Below are 15,257 nucleotides of genomic sequence, written 5' to 3'. Positions count from 1 at the left end.
GCTGGGCCTCCGGCTGGGCGGCCGGCTGGGCCGCGGGCAGGATGACCGGCTGGGCCTGGGGCTGGGCGGCCGGCTGGGCCTGCGGCTGGGCCACCGGCTGGGCGGCCGGCTGGGCCTGCGGCTGAGCGGCCGGCTGGGCCACCGGCTGAGCGACCGGCTGGGCCTGGGGCTGGGCCACCGGCTGAAGCTCGGGGTGGGCCTGCGGCTGAGCGTAGAAACCGCCGCCGACGGCAACGGCGTTCGCCGACGAGTTGGCCACGGCGGTGACCGCCGGAGCCGCGTCGTGCCCTTCGTAGGCGAAACCGACACCGGCACCGAGGGCGGACAGCCCCATGACCGTCGCCGCTACGACTGCAGCGCGCTGAAACTTACGCATGTTTGACCCTTTCTTGTCCAGGCTGACCGCCTGGCTCGACTACTGAAAGTGAGCCTATACACACGTTGGGTAGTAACTCCGGGTCCGCGCTCCTCGTGTCGCGGTGACCCCTCTTATGTCGTAGGGCGCCCTGCGGCGGAGACCGGGTGGCTCCGGCCGCGGGGCAGTGGCGACAGGCCTGGCGACTACAGCATGCCGTGGACCACTTCGGGTGTGCGCCCCGTCTCCTCGGAGCAGGTCACCCTGGGGCCGACTCGCATCGTGCCGGCGCCCGCGGCGGCGGGCAGTGTCACGGGCTGAACCGGCTGGCACGTCTCCTGGTGGGGGACGACGCCGCTCTCGGGGATGACGCCTGTGATCCGCTGGCTGCAGGTGATGTTGCCCAGGGCGTCGCGTGTGCAGGTTCCCGGGTTCTCGGTGTGTGCCTGGGTGATCCCGGCACAGGCCAGGACGAGGCCGCCGACGAGACCGGAGACGGCCGCGGCCTTTCTCGTGCTGAACATGTGATGCGGTTCCCTCTGTAGGGGTGCCCGGGCCTCCGGGCACCGTGCGCCTGGGCGCCGGCCCGCCGGGCTGTGTCCTGGACGCTCGGGTGACGGGCCGGCGAAACGGGCCCTCCGAGGCGTGGCTCGAAGGGCCCGTTCCGAGCGTCGCGCGCGATGGCGCTGTGGAATCAGCCGTTGAAGGCGTTGTTGTACTGGTCGCAGGTGGTGTCCAGGGTGCCGGCGAGGCCGAGCACGGCGATCGGGACGTTGTTCTCGACCACCGTCTGCGGGCTGCACTCCTGGTAGGGGCGGAAGAGGTTGGCCACCTGCAGCCCCTCGTCGGAGGTGCCGGCGGTGGCGGTGCCGGCGCCGATGGCCGACAGTCCGCCGGCGGCCACTGCTGCGATCACGACCTGCTGAAGCTTGCGCATGGAACCCTCGGTTCTTCGCTCGTTGGACGAGACTGATTGCCTAGCGTTACTGGACAAACACTAGCAGTAACGGGCGGGTTGTCTCATGCCGGACATCTGTGTCGCGAGGGTTGCGAGAGGTGGCGAAAGCATCGATCGGCCGTCAAATGGTCTGTCGGGCGCGAAAGTTGCCGTTCTGCGCGCGTCGGCGCGACGTGAGGCGGTGCCGGGTGCGGGGTGACGCCGACACCAACACGGGTGAGGCGACGAACAGTTGTGTCAGGAGAAGGCCGGCTCCGAGGTCCGCAGGCGGTCGCGGGTCGGCGCGGAGGCGATCAGCTCCCGCAGTCCCTCGACGTACAGCCGCACGTTCCTGTACGCGACGTCGGTGTCCGGGTAGCGGCAGGCGAGCCACAGGCCCTCGTGCAGCCGGTTGACCCAGACGCACACCTGGTCGCCGTACGACACCCGGATCAGCCCGTACGCCTTCTTCTCGGTCCAGCGGGCCGCGCCGGGGATGAGGCGGGCGTCGACATACGAGACGATCGAGTGCAGGTCGGGTGATGTCGGACGGAAGTCCGAGCCGAGCAGGCGCAGTACGCGCGCCAGCGGAATGCGCGCCAGCGACCGGTTGGCCCGCAGCTCGGAGCGGACGGCGGTGAGCGCGGTGCCGAAGTCCCGCGTCGCGGGCACCTCGATCGGTGCGCCGCCCACGTACCAGCCCACGGAGTCCGACCACGCGGACTTCAGCCGGGTGTGGAACGGGACGACCGTGCGGTAGTACGGCTGCCCGCCGAGCTCGTGGACGATCAGGCTGGTCGCGGCGAGGATGCCCACCAGGCTGCCGCCGTAGGGCCGGCAGTGCTCCTCGAACGCGGCGGCCGCGGCCGCGTCGAGGAGCGGCTCGCACATCAGCTTCTGGGCGGGCAGTACGCCACCGGGCTGCAGACCGAGGTCGACGGGGAACTGAGGAAGCCGCCCGTCGCACCGGCCGATGAACTCCCGCCAGCGCGCCACGATGGCGTGCGTGTCGTCGATCCCGTCCGCGTCCGCCCGTTCCTGGTCGCAGAAGTCGACGTAACTCCCCACGGGCGGGCCGGCGACGGGCCGGCCCGTGACGCCCGCCATGTAGAGGTCGTGGATCTCCTCCGGGATGCGCTGGAGGGAGTAGGCGTCGACGTTGGTGTGGTCGAAGGCCATGTACACGCTGGTGGATTCGTCGCGGAGGACGGCCGCGTAGATGAGGTTCGGCCAGTCGAGCGCGTCCGCCGCGACGTCGAACCGGTCCTGCATGTACCGGATCAGCGCGTCGGTGTCGGCGAAGTCGCCGACCTCCTCGCGCTGCAGAGCCACGTCCTTCTCGGCGAGCGTGAACCGGTGCATGTCGTCGCCGACCCACCGGAAGCCGCTGCGCAGCGTCTCGTGGCGCAGGGTCCAGTCGCGCAGCGCCTGTTCCAGCGCGTCCAGGTCGGCGCGGCCCGGCAGGTCGAACGCCGTGCCCAGCCAGGTCGGTACGAACAGTCCGTCATCACGTACCGATCGGGCCGTCCGGACGTGTGACTCCTGGATGTACGCGGGTGGCCGCGGGTCCGGTGGCAGCACTGCCGCCGCCGCGATGGTCGCCGGGCTGAACGTCCACTCGACGAGCCGTCCGGGCCGGACCTCGCAGCGCTGAATGTCAGAAATTCGCACAGTGGCGTCTCCTTCGCAGAAGACACCAGCTTGATCAAGGGTGAGCCGTGCGCGATCGGTGGGCGCTGTGTCGCCGGTTTTTCATCGGGACGTGTGACGCCTCGAACGGCGAAGCGACCCACCTCCGGCGGTGACCGGGCGGCGTGTGTCCCGGGTCCGCGGTCGAGGCGCCGCACGCGACGGCGGGCGGGTCAACTTGCCGCGCATGACGCGTTGTTGGGCTGGCAGCGGCCCACCCGCCGGAGTGTGCGGATGGGCCGAGCTGCCCCAACCCGTGGGTAGGCCGCTGAGGTTGATCCGTGGCGGAGGCCGTCTCTTCCTCGGAGCCCTCGGCTCGCGGGCGGCGAGTGGCGATCAGCTGTCTCTGCGGGGGCGGTTGCCGGGCCGGGAGGCGACCCAGGCGCGAATGGTGTCGGAGTACCAGTAGGGCTTGCCGCCCTCGACGTGGTCGGGCGGGGGCAGCAGTCCGTGCTTGCGGTAGGACCGCACGGTGTCCGGCTGCACCCGGATGTGCGCCGCGATGTCCTTGTAGGACCAGAGCCTTCGGTCGGTCATGAGGTGCACCTCCCTGCGCGCACCACGGCGGCGACCGGAACGGCCGCCGGGGGGACCGGGCGCTGCGCTGGCAATCACCAGCCTGTGCCCGGTGAACGACACCGAGTGATCCGCGAGGGCCGCCTGTCGACCAGGTGTGACCGAGAGTGTGCACAGGCGTGACATGTGTGACAGGAAGGAAGTATTTGTGACGCAACGGCCATAAACGGTAACGATGGACCGTGGCGGGGACGGATTCGGTGTCGCATGCTCGTCCGAATGTCTGGACAAAATATTGACAGGGTTCGGCGCGCGGGGCTAGAAAGCCGGGGAGAGCCATGACGAAGGGAAGCCGATGGCCTACGACCTGATCACCATGGGGCGGATCGGAGTGGACCTCTACCCGCTGCAGACCGGTGTCCCGCTCGCCCAGGTGTCGTCGTTCGGCAAGTTCCTCGGTGGGTCGGCGGCGAACGTCGCGGTCGCCGCGGCCCGGCTCGGCCGGCGCACCGCCGTGATCACCCGCACCGGCGACGACCCGTTCGGCGCCTATCTCCACGAGGCACTGCGCGACTTCGGCGTGGACGACCGATGGGTCACCGCGGTGCCCGGACTGCCGACCCCGGTCACCTTCTGCGAGGTCTTCCCGCCGGACGACTTCCCGCTCTATTTCTACCGGCAGCCCAAGGCCCCGGACCTGGAGATCGACGCCCACGAGCTGGACCTGGACGCCCTCGGCGAGGCCCGGATCCTCTGGGTCACCGGCACCGGCCTGAGCGAGGAGCCCAGCCGCACGGCGACCCTCGCGGCCCTCGCCCACCGGGCCAGGGCCGGCACCACCGTCTTCGACCTCGACTGGCGCCCGATGTTCTGGAAGGACCCCGACACCGCCCGCCGCTTCTACGCCGAGGCCCTGCGCCACACCACGGTCGCGGTCGGCAACCTGGACGAGGTGGAGGTCGCCACCGGCGTGCGCGAGCCGCATGCCGCGGCCCGCGCCCTGCTGGACGCCGGGGTCGAGCTGGCCGTCGTCAAACAGGGGCCCAAGGGTGTCCTCGCGGTGAGCAGCCAGGGCGTGTCGACGGAGGTCCCCCCGCTGCCGGTCAAGGTCCTCAACGGTCTCGGCGCCGGGGACGCGTTCGGCGGCTCCCTCTGCCACGGCCTGCTCGAGGGCTGGGACCTGGAGCGGACCATGCGCCACGCCAACGCCGCCGGCGCCATCGTCGCCTCCCGCCTGGAGTGCTCCTCGGCGATGCCCACCACGGACGAGATCGAGGCGGCACTGACCGCGGGAGCGGTGCTGTGAGGGCGGGCCGGGTGACCAGCCCGCACCACGAGCCCGGCGGGACACCGGACTCGGCGGGCGGCGGCACGGGCACCGGCGCGAACACGGCCGGTACGACCAGCCCCGCCGACGCGGCCGGCGGTGAGATCGCCGGTGGCGGGACCGGCGGTGACGCGGCCCCCGGCGGCAGGACCGCCGGCGCCGCACCCGCGTCCGCCGAAGCGGGCGTCCACGCCGTCGGCATCCCCGCCGTCGACATCCCCGAGCTGGTCCGCCTCCGCACCCAGCACCCCGAGGCGATCGCCGAGGCCGCCGCCCGGCGCGTCCGCAGGCCCCTGCTCACGGGCAACGGCCGGCTGATGATCGTCGCCGCCGACCACCCGGCGCGCGGCGCGCTCGGCGTCGGCGAGCGCAGGTTCGCCATGGCGAACCGCGCCGACCTGCTCGGACGCCTCTGCCTGGCGCTGAGCCGCCCCGGCGTGGACGGTGTCCTCGCCACCGCCGACATCCTGGACGACCTGCTGCTGCTCGGCGCCCTGGACGGCAAGGTCGTCATGGGCTCGATGAACCGCGGCGGTCTCCAGGGAGCCCGCTTCGAGCTCGACGACCGCTTCACCGGCCACCGCCCCGAGGACATCCAGCGGCTCGGCTTCGACGCGGGCAAGCTGCTGCTGCGCATCGACTACGACGACCCGGGCTCCCTCAACACCCTGGAGTCCACCGCCCGGGCCGTCGACGAGATGGCCGCCCGCCGACTTCCGGTGTTCGTCGAGCCGTTCATCAGCCGCCGGGACGCGGACGGACGGCTGCGCAACGATCTGTCGGCCGATGCCGTGACCCGCTCCATCGCCATCGCCTCGGGGCTCGGCGGCAGTTCGGCCTACACCTGGCTCAAGGTCCCGGTCACCGACGACCCGGACGACATGGCCCGGGTCATGGAGACCTCCACCCTGCCCGCCGTGCTGCTCGGCGGCGAGGTCGGGGGCTCCGCCGAGGACCAGGCCGGGGCGTACGAGAAGTGGCGCGGCGCCCTGCAACTGCCCACCGTGCGGGGGCTGGTGGTGGGCCGGTCACTGCTGTACCCGGCGGACGGCGACGTGGCCGCCGCCGTGGACACCGCCGTAGGACTGCTGTGAGGGCCGCATGAGCGACAAGCCGAACGAGCTGTACGTCCCGAAGGGCGCCGCCGCCGACGCGCTCCACGCGTTCGCCGTCGGCCCGGAGCGGGCCGGCTGGACCTACAGCAGTCTGCGGATCGTCGAGCTGGAACCGGGCGGCACACACAGCCTCACCGCCGGTGACAGCGAGTGGATCGTGCTTCCCCTCAGCGGCGGATGTACGGTGCGCACAGCGGGCGAAGTGTTCCAACTCCGGGGCCGGGAGGACGTGTTCGCCTCCGTCACCGACTTCGCGTACGTCCCCCGGGATGCCGGGGCCCAGATCGCCTCCGGCGCGGGAGGCCGCTTCGCCCTGGCAGGAGCGAAGTGCGAGCGACGACTCCCCGCCCGCTACGGCCCCGCGCCGGAGGTACCCGTCGAGCAGCGCGGCAGCGGCACCTGCGCCCGCACCGTGCGCAACTTCGCCTCCGCCGACGCCTTCGCGTGCGACCGGCTCATCGCCGTCGAGGTGATCACCCCGGGCGGCAACTGGTCGTCGTACCCGCCGCACAAGCACGACGAGCACCGGCCCGGCGAGGAGACGGAGCTGGAGGAGATCTACTACTTCGAGATCGACGGCCCGAACGGCTTCGGCTACCAGCGGGTGTTCCCCTCCCGCGAGGGCGGCGCCGACGTGCTCGCCGAGGTCCGCTCCGGCGACGCCGTCCTCGTGCCGAACGGCTGGCACGGCCCGTCCGTCGCCCAGCCCGGCCACGACATGTACTACCTGAACGTCATGGCGGGCCCGGGCGAGACCCGGGAGTGGCGGATCTGCTTCCACCCGGACCACGTAGAAAGCACAGGGGGGTACCGATGACCGTCCGGCTCACCGTCGCCCAGGCACTCGTCCGCTTCCTCGCCGCCCAGCACACCGAACGCGACGGCGAACGGCGCCGGCTGATCGGCGCCACCTGGGGCATCTTCGGCCACGGCAACGTCGCCGGGATCGGGCAGGCGCTCGTCGAGTACGCCGACGTCATGCCCTACCACCAGGGCCGCAACGAGCAGTCCATGGTGCACGCGGCGGTCGGCTACGCCCGCCAGTCGGGCCGCCTGTCCACCCACGCGGTCACCACCTCCATCGGCCCCGGCGCCACCAACCTGGTCACCGGCGCCGCCCTCGCCACCATCAACCACCTGCCGGTGCTGCTCCTCCCCGGCGACACCTTCGCCGCCCGCCCGGCCGACCCGGTGCTCCAGCAGCTGGAGGTGCCGTACGCGGGCGACGTGTCGGTCAACGACAGCCTGCGACCGGTGTCCCGCTACTTCGACCGCGTCACCCGTCCCGAAGCCCTCGTCCCGGCCGCCCTCCAGGCCATGCGGGTGCTCACCGACCCCGTCGAGACCGGCGCCGTCACCCTCGCCCTGCCGCAGGACGTGCAGGCCGAGGCGTACGACTGGCCGGAGGAGTTCTTCGCCGAGCGCACCTGGGTGGTCCGCCGCCCCGGCGCCGACCCGACCGAACTCGCCGAGGCGGTCCGGGCGGTCCGCGCGGCCCGGCGGCCCCTGATCGTCGCGGGCGGCGGGGTCCACCACAGCCGCGCCGAGTCCGCTCTCGCCGAGTTCGCCGAGACCACCGGCATCCCGGTCGCCTCCACCCAGGCGGGCAAGGGCTCCCTGCCGTACGACCATCCGCAGGACGTCGGCGGGATCGGCCACACCGGCACCGCCACCGCCGACGAGCTGGCCCGCGCCGCCGACCTGGTGATCGGGGTCGGCACCCGCTGGACCGACTTCACCACCGCCTCGAACACCCTCTTCGCGAGTGGGAACGTCCGTTTCCTCAACCTGAACATCGCCCCCTACGACGGTCACAAGATGGCCGGGCTCACGCTGGTCGCCGACGCCCGCAGCGGCCTGACCGAGCTGACGGACGCGCTGCGGCTGCACGGCCACCGGGTCGACGACGAGCACCTGGCCGGTTACACGCGGGCCAAGGAACGCTGGGAGCAGCGCGTCGACGCCGCCTACGCCGTCCACGACCCGGACGCCCGGCCGACCCAGCCGCAGGTCCTCGGCGCCCTGGACGCCCTGGTCGACGAGCGGGACGTGATCATCAACGCGGCCGGGTCCCTCCCGGGGGACCTGCACAAACTCTGGCGGGCGCGGTCGTACGACCAGTACCACCTGGAGTACGGCTACTCCTGCATGGGCTACGAGATCCCCGCCGCGATCGGCGTGAAGCTGGCCGCGCCCGACCGGCCGGTGTGGGCGCTGGTCGGCGACGGGACGTACCTGATGATGCCGACGGAGATCGTCACGGCCGTCCAGGAGGGCATCGCGATCAAGATGGTGCTCGTGCAGAACCACGGGTACGCCTCCATCGGCGGTCTGTCCGAGTCGGTGGGCGGCGAGCGGTTCGGCACCGCCTACCGCTTCCGCTCCGGCGACGGCACCTACACCGGGGCGCCGCTCCCCGTCGATCTCGCCGCCAACGCCGAGAGCCTCGGCATGCGGGTGCTGCGCGCCCGCACCGTCCGTGACCTGCGCACGGCACTCGCGGAGGCGCGCGCCGCCGACACTCCCACATGTGTCTACGTGGAGACCGAAACGGCAGACACAGTGTCGGGCGCGCCCGAGGCGCAGGCCTGGTGGGATGTACCTGTGGCCGAGACCGCGACCCGACCGTCGGCGGTCAAGGCACGCGAGCTGTACGAACGGCACGTCTCGACCCGACGCCGCCATCTGTGAAGGAGTAACTGGGCATGACGAAGATCGTCAACCACTGGATCGGCGGCAAGACCGTCGAGGGCGCGTCGGGCACGTTCGGTCCGGTCACGGACCCGGCGACCGGCGCGGTCACCACCAAGGTCGCGTTCGCCTCCGTCGAGGAGGTGGACGCCGCGGTCGCCGCCGCGAAGGACGCCTTCACGACCTGGGGCCAGTCCTCGCTGGCGCAGCGCACGACCATCCTCTTCCGCTTCCGGGCGCTCCTTGACGCGCACCGCGACGAGATCGCCGAGCTGATCACCGCCGAGCACGGCAAGGTGCACTCCGACGCGCTCGGCGAGGTCGCCCGAGGCCTGGAGATCGTCGACCTGGCCTGCGGCATCAACGTCCAGCTCAAGGGCGAGCTGTCCACCCAGGTCGCCAGCCGCGTCGACGTGGCCGCGATCCGCCAGCCGCTCGGCGTGGTCGCCGGCATCACGCCGTTCAACTTCCCGGCGATGGTGCCGATGTGGATGTTCCCGCTGGCCATCGCGTGCGGCAACACCTTCGTGCTCAAGCCGAGCGAGAAGGACCCGTCGGCGTCCATGAGGATCGCCGAGCTGCTCGCCGAGGCGGGCCTGCCCGACGGCGTCTTCAACGTCGTCCACGGCGACAAGGTGGCCGTCGACCGCCTCCTGGAGCACCCGGACGTCAAGGCGGTGTCCTTCGTCGGCTCCACCCCGATCGCCCGCCACATCCACACCACCGCCTCCGCCAACGGCAAGCGCGTGCAGGCCCTCGGCGGCGCCAAGAACCACATGCTGGTGCTGCCGGACGCCGACCTGGACGCGGCGGCGGACGCGGCGGTCTCGGCGGCCTACGGCTCGGCGGGCGAGCGGTGCATGGCCATCTCGGCCGTCGTCGCCGTCGGCGCGATCGGCGACACCCTCGTGGAGAAGATCCGCGAGCGCGCCGAGAAGATCAAGATCGGCCCCGGCAACGACCCCGCCTCCGAGATGGGCCCGCTGATCACCAAGGTCCACCGCGACAAGGTGGCGTCCTACGTCGAGAACGCGGCGGCCGAGGGCTGCGAGGTCGTCCTCGACGGCACCGGATACACCGTCGAGGGCTTCGAGGACGGCCACTGGATCGGCATCTCGCTCCTCGACAAGGTCCCGACCGGCGCCAAGGCGTACCAGGACGAGATCTTCGGCCCGGTGCTGTGCGTGCTGCGCGTGGACACCTACGAGGAGGGCGTCGCCCTCATCAACAACTCCCCGTTCGGCAACGGCACCGCGATCTTCACCCGGGACGGCGGCGCGGCCCGCCGCTTCCAGCTGGAGATCGAGGCCGGCATGGTCGGCGTGAACGTCCCGATCCCGGTCCCCGTCGGCTACCACTCCTTCGGCGGCTGGAAGGACTCCCTCTTCGGCGACCACCACATCTACGGCAACGACGGCACCCACTTCTACACCCGAGGCAAGGTCGTCACCACCCGCTGGCCCGACCCGGCCGACGCCCCGGCGGGCGTCGACCTGGGCTTCCCGCGGAACCACTGAACCGGGCCGGACGCCCCCGGCCCGCCGAGCGACACGGCGGACCGGGGGCGCCGGCGGGTCACTGGCCGATCGCCGCGTCCCGCTGCTCCCTGACCTGCTCGGTGAGGTCGCCGGTCTCGGCGGCGGGCGGAGCCGTGATCTTCTCGGTGGCCCCGAACTTCAGGAAGTCCATGGTCACGGTCATTCCGGCGCCGGTCTGCGAGATGCGCACCGGCAGGTCCTCGCCGTCGACCCAGATGTCACAGGTGAGCTTCCCGCCGCTCGCCTTCAGGGCGGTGACGGCGGCCTTCTTCTCGGCCTCGGTGAGCTTGGACTTCTCGATGTGCTCCGCGCCGACGCTGCCCCGGTAGTGGGTGGTCTCCTTGCCGAGGACGGTCTCCTCGCCGAGGTCCTCCACCTCCGTGGAGGCCGTCATGTAGCGCAGCGCCGCCGTCGGGTCGGCGTTGGCCGCGATGTTGTCGGCGCCCGCCTCGCCCGTCACGGCGGCGACATCGATGCGCATCCACTCCTTGCCCGCGATCGGGCCGCTGGGCTGGGGATCGACGTCGTAGTAGTAGGCGCCGTCGACCATGATGACCCGCGTCGTCGGGTCGTCCTGGAGGGCGCTCATCTGTGCCGCGGCGGTGTCCATCTCGACGTCCATGGCCGCGCCGTCACCCCAGGAGTACGTGCCGTCCATGGAGATCGGCTCGCCGCCGGTCGCGTCCAGCGTGGTCGTCGTCTCGATCTCCGCCGAGCCGAGCTCCTGCGTCCGGTCCGTGACCCGCGTCAGCGCGGCCATGATCTGGTCGGCGCTGTCGACCGCCTTCTCCGCGCCGCAGGCGGTCGTCGCCAGCAGCGTCACTGCCGTGACCCCCACCCAGGCCGCGGTGTGCCGTACGTTCATGGATCCCCACCCCACAAGCTGTGTGTTCCTTGTGAGACGCGACTCTAGCGGGCACCACCGACACCCGTGCGGACTCCATGTGTTCGCACGCTTCGCTCAGGTGAAGTCCCAGTTCACCACCGTGCAGCCGCCGTCCTCCGTGCCGCCCGCGCCGCGGTACGCGGCGAGTGCCGCCTCGTTGCCGGTGTCGACCCCCACCCACATCCCGTAGCAGCCCCGGTCCCGCCCCAGCTCCGCCAGCCGCCTCACCAGCGCGCGTCCGATGCCGCGCCGCCGGTACGGTTCGGCGACGCCCAGTTCGTACAGGAACATCTCGGTGCCCTTGTCGGGGTGGACGGTCTCGACGCCGCTGACGAAGCCGACGGGGACGTCGTCCGCGTACGCGAGGAACAGGTGGTGCCCGGACGCGGTGAGGAACCGTTCCGCCCACTCGGGGCGCACGGGGTGGTCGAACAGTTGCTCGGCAGTGGCCAGCTCCGTCACGGACGTGGCCCGGCGAATGTCCATGCGCCGTTCGTACCACGGGTGCGGTACGCGCGGGCGGGCTCGTACTCCTCGGGGAGGGGACGGGGTTCCGCCCACAAGCTGTCTGCCGTCGACAGGTCGGCCCCGTACCGTTGACGCATGGATCTTCGACTGCCCGGACTGCGCGGGGCGTGGTCGCGGGGCCCGAGGCGGCTGCTCGCCGCCGGGGCCACCGTCGCCGTCCTCGCCGGTGCCGGCACCTGGACGGCCGTCGCCTCCGACGACCCGCCCGCGGTGCACCGCGCCGACCGGGTCATGGACGTGGGCGACGGCGTACGCATCGACACCTCGTACTTCACCGCCGCCGCCGCCGACGGCCGCCGGCCCGCCGTGCTGCTCGGGCACGGCTTCGGCGGCAGCAAGGACGACGTCCGGCAGCAGGCCGAGGAACTGGCCCGGGACGGGTACGCGGTGCTCACCTGGTCGGCGCGCGGCTTCGGCAGGTCGACCGGGAAGATCGGCCTGAACGACCCGGACGGTGAGGTCGCCGACGTCTCGAAGCTGCTCGACTGGCTGGCGCAGCAGCCCCAGGTCCGGCTCGACGGGGACGGAGACCCGCGCGTCGGCATGGCGGGCGGCTCCTACGGCGGCGCGATCTCCCTGCTGGCCGCCGGGCACGATCACCGCGTGGACGCCATCGCCCCCGCGATCACCTACTGGAACCTCGCGGACGCCCTGTTCCCGAACGGCGTCTTCAAGAAGCTGTGGGCGGGCGTCTTCGTCAACTCCGGCGGCGGCTGCCAGGCGTTCGAGACGACGATCTGCCGGATGTACGAGCGGGTCGCCGAGTCCGGCACCCCGGACGCCGAGGCGCGCGCACTGCTGGAGGAACGCTCGCCGTCCGCCGTGGGCGACCGCATCAAGGTGCCGACCCTGCTCGTGCAGGGCCAGTCCGACTCCCTCTTCCCGCTCGGCCAGGCCGACGCGGCGGCGAAGGCGATCCGCGCCAACGGCGCCCCCGTCGGCGTCGACTGGATCGCGGGCGGCCACGACGGCGGCGACCCGGAGACGGACCGCGTCCAGGCCCGGGTCACGGCCTGGTTCGACCGGTATCTGAAGGGCGACGAGAGCGCCGGCACGGGCCCCGCCTTCCGCGTCACCCGCACCGGCGGCGTCGACTCCACCGACGGCGAGGCCCAGCTGCGCGGCGCGAGCGCCGACAGCTACCCCGGTCTGACCGGCGACGGCACGTCCGTGGCGCTGACCGGCGGCACCCGGACCTTCACCAACCCGCCCGGCGCCAACCCGCCCGCCGTCTCCGCCCTGCCCGGCCTCAGCGGCACCGGCGGCCTCGCCCAGCTCTCCTCGCTGGGCGTCGGGATCTCCCTGGACTTCCCCGGCCAGTACGCCCGCTTCGGTTCGGCGCCGCTCCGCGACGACCTGCGGATCACCGGCTCGCCGACGGTCACCGTCCACGTCGAGTCGACCAGCGACGACGCCGTGCTCTTCGCCAAGGTCTACGACGTCGCCCCGGACGGCAAACGGCAGGTGCTGCCCGCCCAGCTGGTCTCCCCGGTCCGCGTCGAGGACGCCAGGGCCGGCAAGGACGTCACCCTCACCCTCCCGGCGATCGACCACGAGGTGGAGAAGGGCCACCGGCTCGGCCTGGTGCTGTCCGCCACCGACCTCGGCTACGCCTCCCCGGCCGCCCCGGCGACGTACACCGTCTCCCTGAAGAGCGACCTGAGCGTGCCGACGGCCCCCGGCGTCACCACCGCGGCCGCTCCGCTGCCGTCCTGGGTGTGGTGGCTGCCGGTCACCGGCGTGCTGATCGCCGCCGCCCTGCTGCTCACCGCCCGCCGCCGCACCGCGGGCCCGGCGCCCGATCCGGCGCTGGCGGACGTGCCGCTGCAGATCACCGGCCTGAGCAAGCGGTACGCGAAGTCGGCGGACCGGTACGCGGTGCGGGACCTCTCCTTCCGTGTGGAGGAGGGCCAGGTCCTCGGCCTGCTCGGCCCCAACGGCGCGGGCAAGACCACCACCCTGCGCATGCTGATGGGTCTGATCACCCCGGACGGCGGCGAGATCCGCGTCTTCGGGCACGCGATCCGCCCCGGCGCCCCGGTCCTCTCCCGGGTCGGTGCCTTCGTCGAGGGCGCGGGCTTCCTGCCGCACCTGTCCGGCAGGGAGAACCTGGAGCTGTACTGGCAGGCCACCGGCCGCCCCGCCGAGGACGCCCACCTCGAACAAGCCCTGGAGATCGCCGGACTCGGCGAGGCCCTGGCCCGCGCGGTGCGCACCTACTCCCAGGGCATGCGCCAGCGCCTCGCCATCGCCCAGGCCATGCTCGGCCTGCCGGACCTGCTGATCCTCGACGAGCCGACCAACGGGCTCGACCCGCCCCAGATCCGCGAGATGCGCGAGGTGATGATCCGGTACGCGGCCGCCGGCCGCACGGTGATCGTCTCCAGCCACCTGCTGGCCGAGGTCGAGCAGTCCTGCACCCATCTCGTGGTGATGGACCGGGGCCGGCTGGTGCAGGCCGGCCCGGTCGGGGAGATCGTCGGCTCCGGCGACACCCTGCTCGTCGGCACCCCCGCGCCCCTCGACGAGCCGATGCTGGAGAAGGTCGCCACGCTGGAGGGCGTCGCCTCGGCCGTCCGCACCGAGGGCGGGCTGCTGGTCCGCCTCGACGCCGACGGCAGCGCGTCCCGGCTCGTCGCCGAACTCGTCCGCCTGGAGGTGCCCGTCCAGTCGGTGGGCCCGAACCGCCGCCTGGAGGACGCCTTCCTCACCCTGATCGGAGGCTCCGCATGAGCACCCCCGCGCTCGCCGACGTGGCCTCCGGCTACCGGGCGGCCCACACCCTGCCACTGCGCGTCGAGCTGGTCCGCCAGCTCAAGCGCCGCCGCACGATGGTCATGTTCGGCATCCTCGCCGCGCTGCCGTTCGTGCTGGTCGTCGCCTTCGCCATCGGCGGCGACCCGGAGGGGCGCGGCGACCGCATCACCCTGATGGACACGGCGACCGCGTCCGGCGCCAACTTCGCCGCGGTCAACCTGTTCGTCTCGGCGGGCTTCCTGCTGGTCATCCCGGTCGCCCTGTTCTGCGGGGACACCGTCGCCTCGGAGGCCGGCTGGTCCTCCCTGCGCTACCTGCTGGCCGCGCCGGTGCCGCGTGCCCGGCTGCTGTGGTCGAAGCTCGCCGTGGGACTCGGGCTGAGCCTGGCCGCGATGGTGCTGCTGCCCGTGGTCGCGCTCGCCGTCGGCACCGCCGCCTACGGCTGGGGCCCGCTGGCCATCCCCACCGGCGGCTCCCTCGACGCGGGCACCGCCGCCCAGCGGCTCGTGGTCGTCGTGGCGTACGTCTTCGTGTCCCAACTGGTCACCGCCGGGCTCGCGTTCTGGCTGTCGACCCGCACGGACGCCCCGCTCGGCGCGGTCGGCGGCGCGGTCGGCCTCACCATCGTCGGCAACGTCCTCGACGCGGTGACCGCCCTCGGCGACTGGCGGCACTTCCTGCCCGCCCACTGGCAGTTCGCGTGGGCGGACGCCGTCCAGCCCCGCCCGGAGTGGTCCGGCATGATCCAGGGCACCGCGGTCTCCGTGACGTACGCCCTGGTGCTGTTCGCGCTGGCCTTCAGGGGTTTCTCCCGCAAGGACATCGTCTCCTAGGGGGTGTCGTCAGACGACGACGGGAGTGTGACGACATCCCCTAGGTCGTGTCCGCAAAGTTTCGTCGTCCGCCCGAAGGGCGGGC

At 72.3% G+C, this 15,257-nt stretch carries 13 protein-coding genes and 1 pseudogene; 7 read left to right on the top strand and 7 right to left on the bottom strand.

Translation table 11 applies throughout. The annotated features are described in order from the left end of the window. The 5 genes and pseudogenes from CCN42_RS42445 to CCN42_RS04010 form a co-directional block, all read right to left on the bottom strand. Nucleotides 1-376 (bottom strand): annotated as a pseudogene (locus CCN42_RS42445) (hypothetical protein); the annotation flags it as partial. A gap of 185 nt (nt 377-561) precedes the next feature. Continuing rightward, complete coding sequence (locus CCN42_RS04025) at nt 562-879, bottom strand: hypothetical protein (protein WP_086733091.1); 318 nt, start codon at nt 877-879, stop codon at nt 562-564. Nucleotides 880-1,049: 170 nt separating this feature from the next. Then, the gene (locus CCN42_RS04020; protein WP_086733090.1) at nt 1,050-1,292 is read right to left on the bottom strand and encodes a hypothetical protein; all 243 of its coding nucleotides are present in this window, start codon (nt 1,290-1,292) and stop codon (nt 1,050-1,052) included. 258 nt (nt 1,293-1,550) lie between these two features. Further along, entirely contained in the window at nt 1,551-2,963 is a 1,413-nt protein-coding gene (locus CCN42_RS04015) for a condensation domain-containing protein (RefSeq protein WP_086733089.1), read from the bottom strand. Between the two features lie 354 nt (nt 2,964-3,317). After that, the gene (locus tag CCN42_RS04010) at nt 3,318-3,518 is read right to left on the bottom strand and encodes a helix-turn-helix transcriptional regulator (RefSeq protein ID WP_086170659.1); all 201 of its coding nucleotides are present in this window, start codon (nt 3,516-3,518) and stop codon (nt 3,318-3,320) included. A 334-nt stretch (nt 3,519-3,852) separates the two neighbouring features. On the opposite strand from CCN42_RS04010, the gene iolC reads away from it, so the two are divergent. The 5 genes from iolC to mmsA all read left to right on the top strand — a co-directional run bounded on the left by iolC (nt 3,853) and on the right by mmsA (nt 10,147). Beyond that, nucleotides 3,853-4,803 (top strand): 5-dehydro-2-deoxygluconokinase, encoded by a 951-nt coding sequence (iolC, locus tag CCN42_RS04005; protein WP_086733088.1) that lies wholly within the window; start codon nt 3,853-3,855, stop codon nt 4,801-4,803. Between the two features lie 236 nt (nt 4,804-5,039). After that, nucleotides 5,040-5,918, top strand: coding sequence for a Cgl0159 family (beta/alpha)8-fold protein (locus CCN42_RS04000; RefSeq protein WP_086733103.1), 879 nt, complete (start codon nt 5,040-5,042; stop codon nt 5,916-5,918). A 7-nt stretch (nt 5,919-5,925) separates the two neighbouring features. Then, complete coding sequence (gene iolB, locus CCN42_RS03995) at nt 5,926-6,756, top strand: 5-deoxy-glucuronate isomerase (RefSeq protein WP_086733087.1); 831 nt, start codon at nt 5,926-5,928, stop codon at nt 6,754-6,756. Next, entirely contained in the window at nt 6,753-8,630 is a 1,878-nt protein-coding gene (gene iolD, locus CCN42_RS03990; RefSeq protein WP_086733086.1) for a 3D-(3,5/4)-trihydroxycyclohexane-1,2-dione acylhydrolase (decyclizing), read from the top strand. Before iolB ends, iolD begins: the two co-directional genes overlap by 4 nt. 14 nt (nt 8,631-8,644) lie before the next feature. Then, nucleotides 8,645-10,147: a CoA-acylating methylmalonate-semialdehyde dehydrogenase gene (gene mmsA, locus CCN42_RS03985; protein WP_086733085.1), complete on the top strand. Its 1,503-nt coding sequence runs from the start codon at nt 8,645-8,647 to the stop codon at nt 10,145-10,147. A gap of 58 nt (nt 10,148-10,205) precedes the next feature. Here mmsA and CCN42_RS03980 read toward each other — a convergent pair whose 3' ends face one another. Both CCN42_RS03980 and CCN42_RS03975 read right to left on the bottom strand, forming a co-directional pair. After that, nucleotides 10,206-11,033, bottom strand: a complete 828-nt coding sequence (locus CCN42_RS03980; protein WP_086733084.1) for an SCO4651 family lipoprotein — start codon at nt 11,031-11,033, stop codon at nt 10,206-10,208. A 96-nt stretch (nt 11,034-11,129) separates the two neighbouring features. Beyond that, entirely contained in the window at nt 11,130-11,540 is a 411-nt protein-coding gene (locus CCN42_RS03975; RefSeq protein ID WP_086733083.1) for a GNAT family N-acetyltransferase, read from the bottom strand. 117 nt (nt 11,541-11,657) lie between these two features. Between CCN42_RS03975 and CCN42_RS03970 the strand changes: the two genes are divergently transcribed. Next, on the top strand, nt 11,658-14,315 hold the full coding sequence (locus CCN42_RS03970; RefSeq protein WP_169731399.1) for a CocE/NonD family hydrolase: 2,658 nt from the start codon (nt 11,658-11,660) through the stop codon (nt 14,313-14,315). Then, the gene (locus tag CCN42_RS03965) at nt 14,312-15,172 is read left to right on the top strand and encodes an ABC transporter permease (protein ID WP_086170665.1); all 861 of its coding nucleotides are present in this window, start codon (nt 14,312-14,314) and stop codon (nt 15,170-15,172) included. Before CCN42_RS03970 ends, CCN42_RS03965 begins: the two co-directional genes overlap by 4 nt. The last annotated feature ends 85 nt before the right edge of the window (nt 15,173-15,257 follow it).

It is taken from the genome of Streptomyces glaucescens, from assembly GCF_002154375.1.
Taxonomy (GTDB): Bacteria; Actinomycetota; Actinomycetes; order Streptomycetales; family Streptomycetaceae; genus Streptomyces; species Streptomyces glaucescens.
This window is presented reverse-complemented; position numbering and strand designations above follow the sequence as displayed.

Coding starts and splice junctions, on each gene's coding strand:
- CCN42_RS04025 (WP_086733091.1), bottom strand. CDS start 879: ATGTTCAGCACGAGAAAGGCCGCGGCCGTCTCCGGTCTCGTCGGCGGC.
- CCN42_RS04020 (WP_086733090.1), bottom strand. CDS start 1,292: ATGCGCAAGCTTCAGCAGGTCGTGATCGCAGCAGTGGCCGCCGGCGGA.
- CCN42_RS04010 (WP_086170659.1), bottom strand. CDS start 3,518: ATGACCGACCGAAGGCTCTGGTCCTACAAGGACATCGCGGCGCACATC.
- iolC (WP_086733088.1), top strand. CDS start 3,853: ATGGCCTACGACCTGATCACCATGGGGCGGATCGGAGTGGACCTCTAC.
- iolB (WP_086733087.1), top strand. CDS start 5,926: ATGAGCGACAAGCCGAACGAGCTGTACGTCCCGAAGGGCGCCGCCGCC.
- iolD (WP_086733086.1), top strand. CDS start 6,753: ATGACCGTCCGGCTCACCGTCGCCCAGGCACTCGTCCGCTTCCTCGCC.
- mmsA (WP_086733085.1), top strand. CDS start 8,645: ATGACGAAGATCGTCAACCACTGGATCGGCGGCAAGACCGTCGAGGGC.
- CCN42_RS03980 (WP_086733084.1), bottom strand. CDS start 11,033: ATGAACGTACGGCACACCGCGGCCTGGGTGGGGGTCACGGCAGTGACG.
- CCN42_RS03975 (WP_086733083.1), bottom strand. CDS start 11,540: ATGGACATTCGCCGGGCCACGTCCGTGACGGAGCTGGCCACTGCCGAG.
- CCN42_RS03970 (WP_169731399.1), top strand. CDS start 11,658: ATGGATCTTCGACTGCCCGGACTGCGCGGGGCGTGGTCGCGGGGCCCG.
- CCN42_RS03965 (WP_086170665.1), top strand. CDS start 14,312: ATGAGCACCCCCGCGCTCGCCGACGTGGCCTCCGGCTACCGGGCGGCC.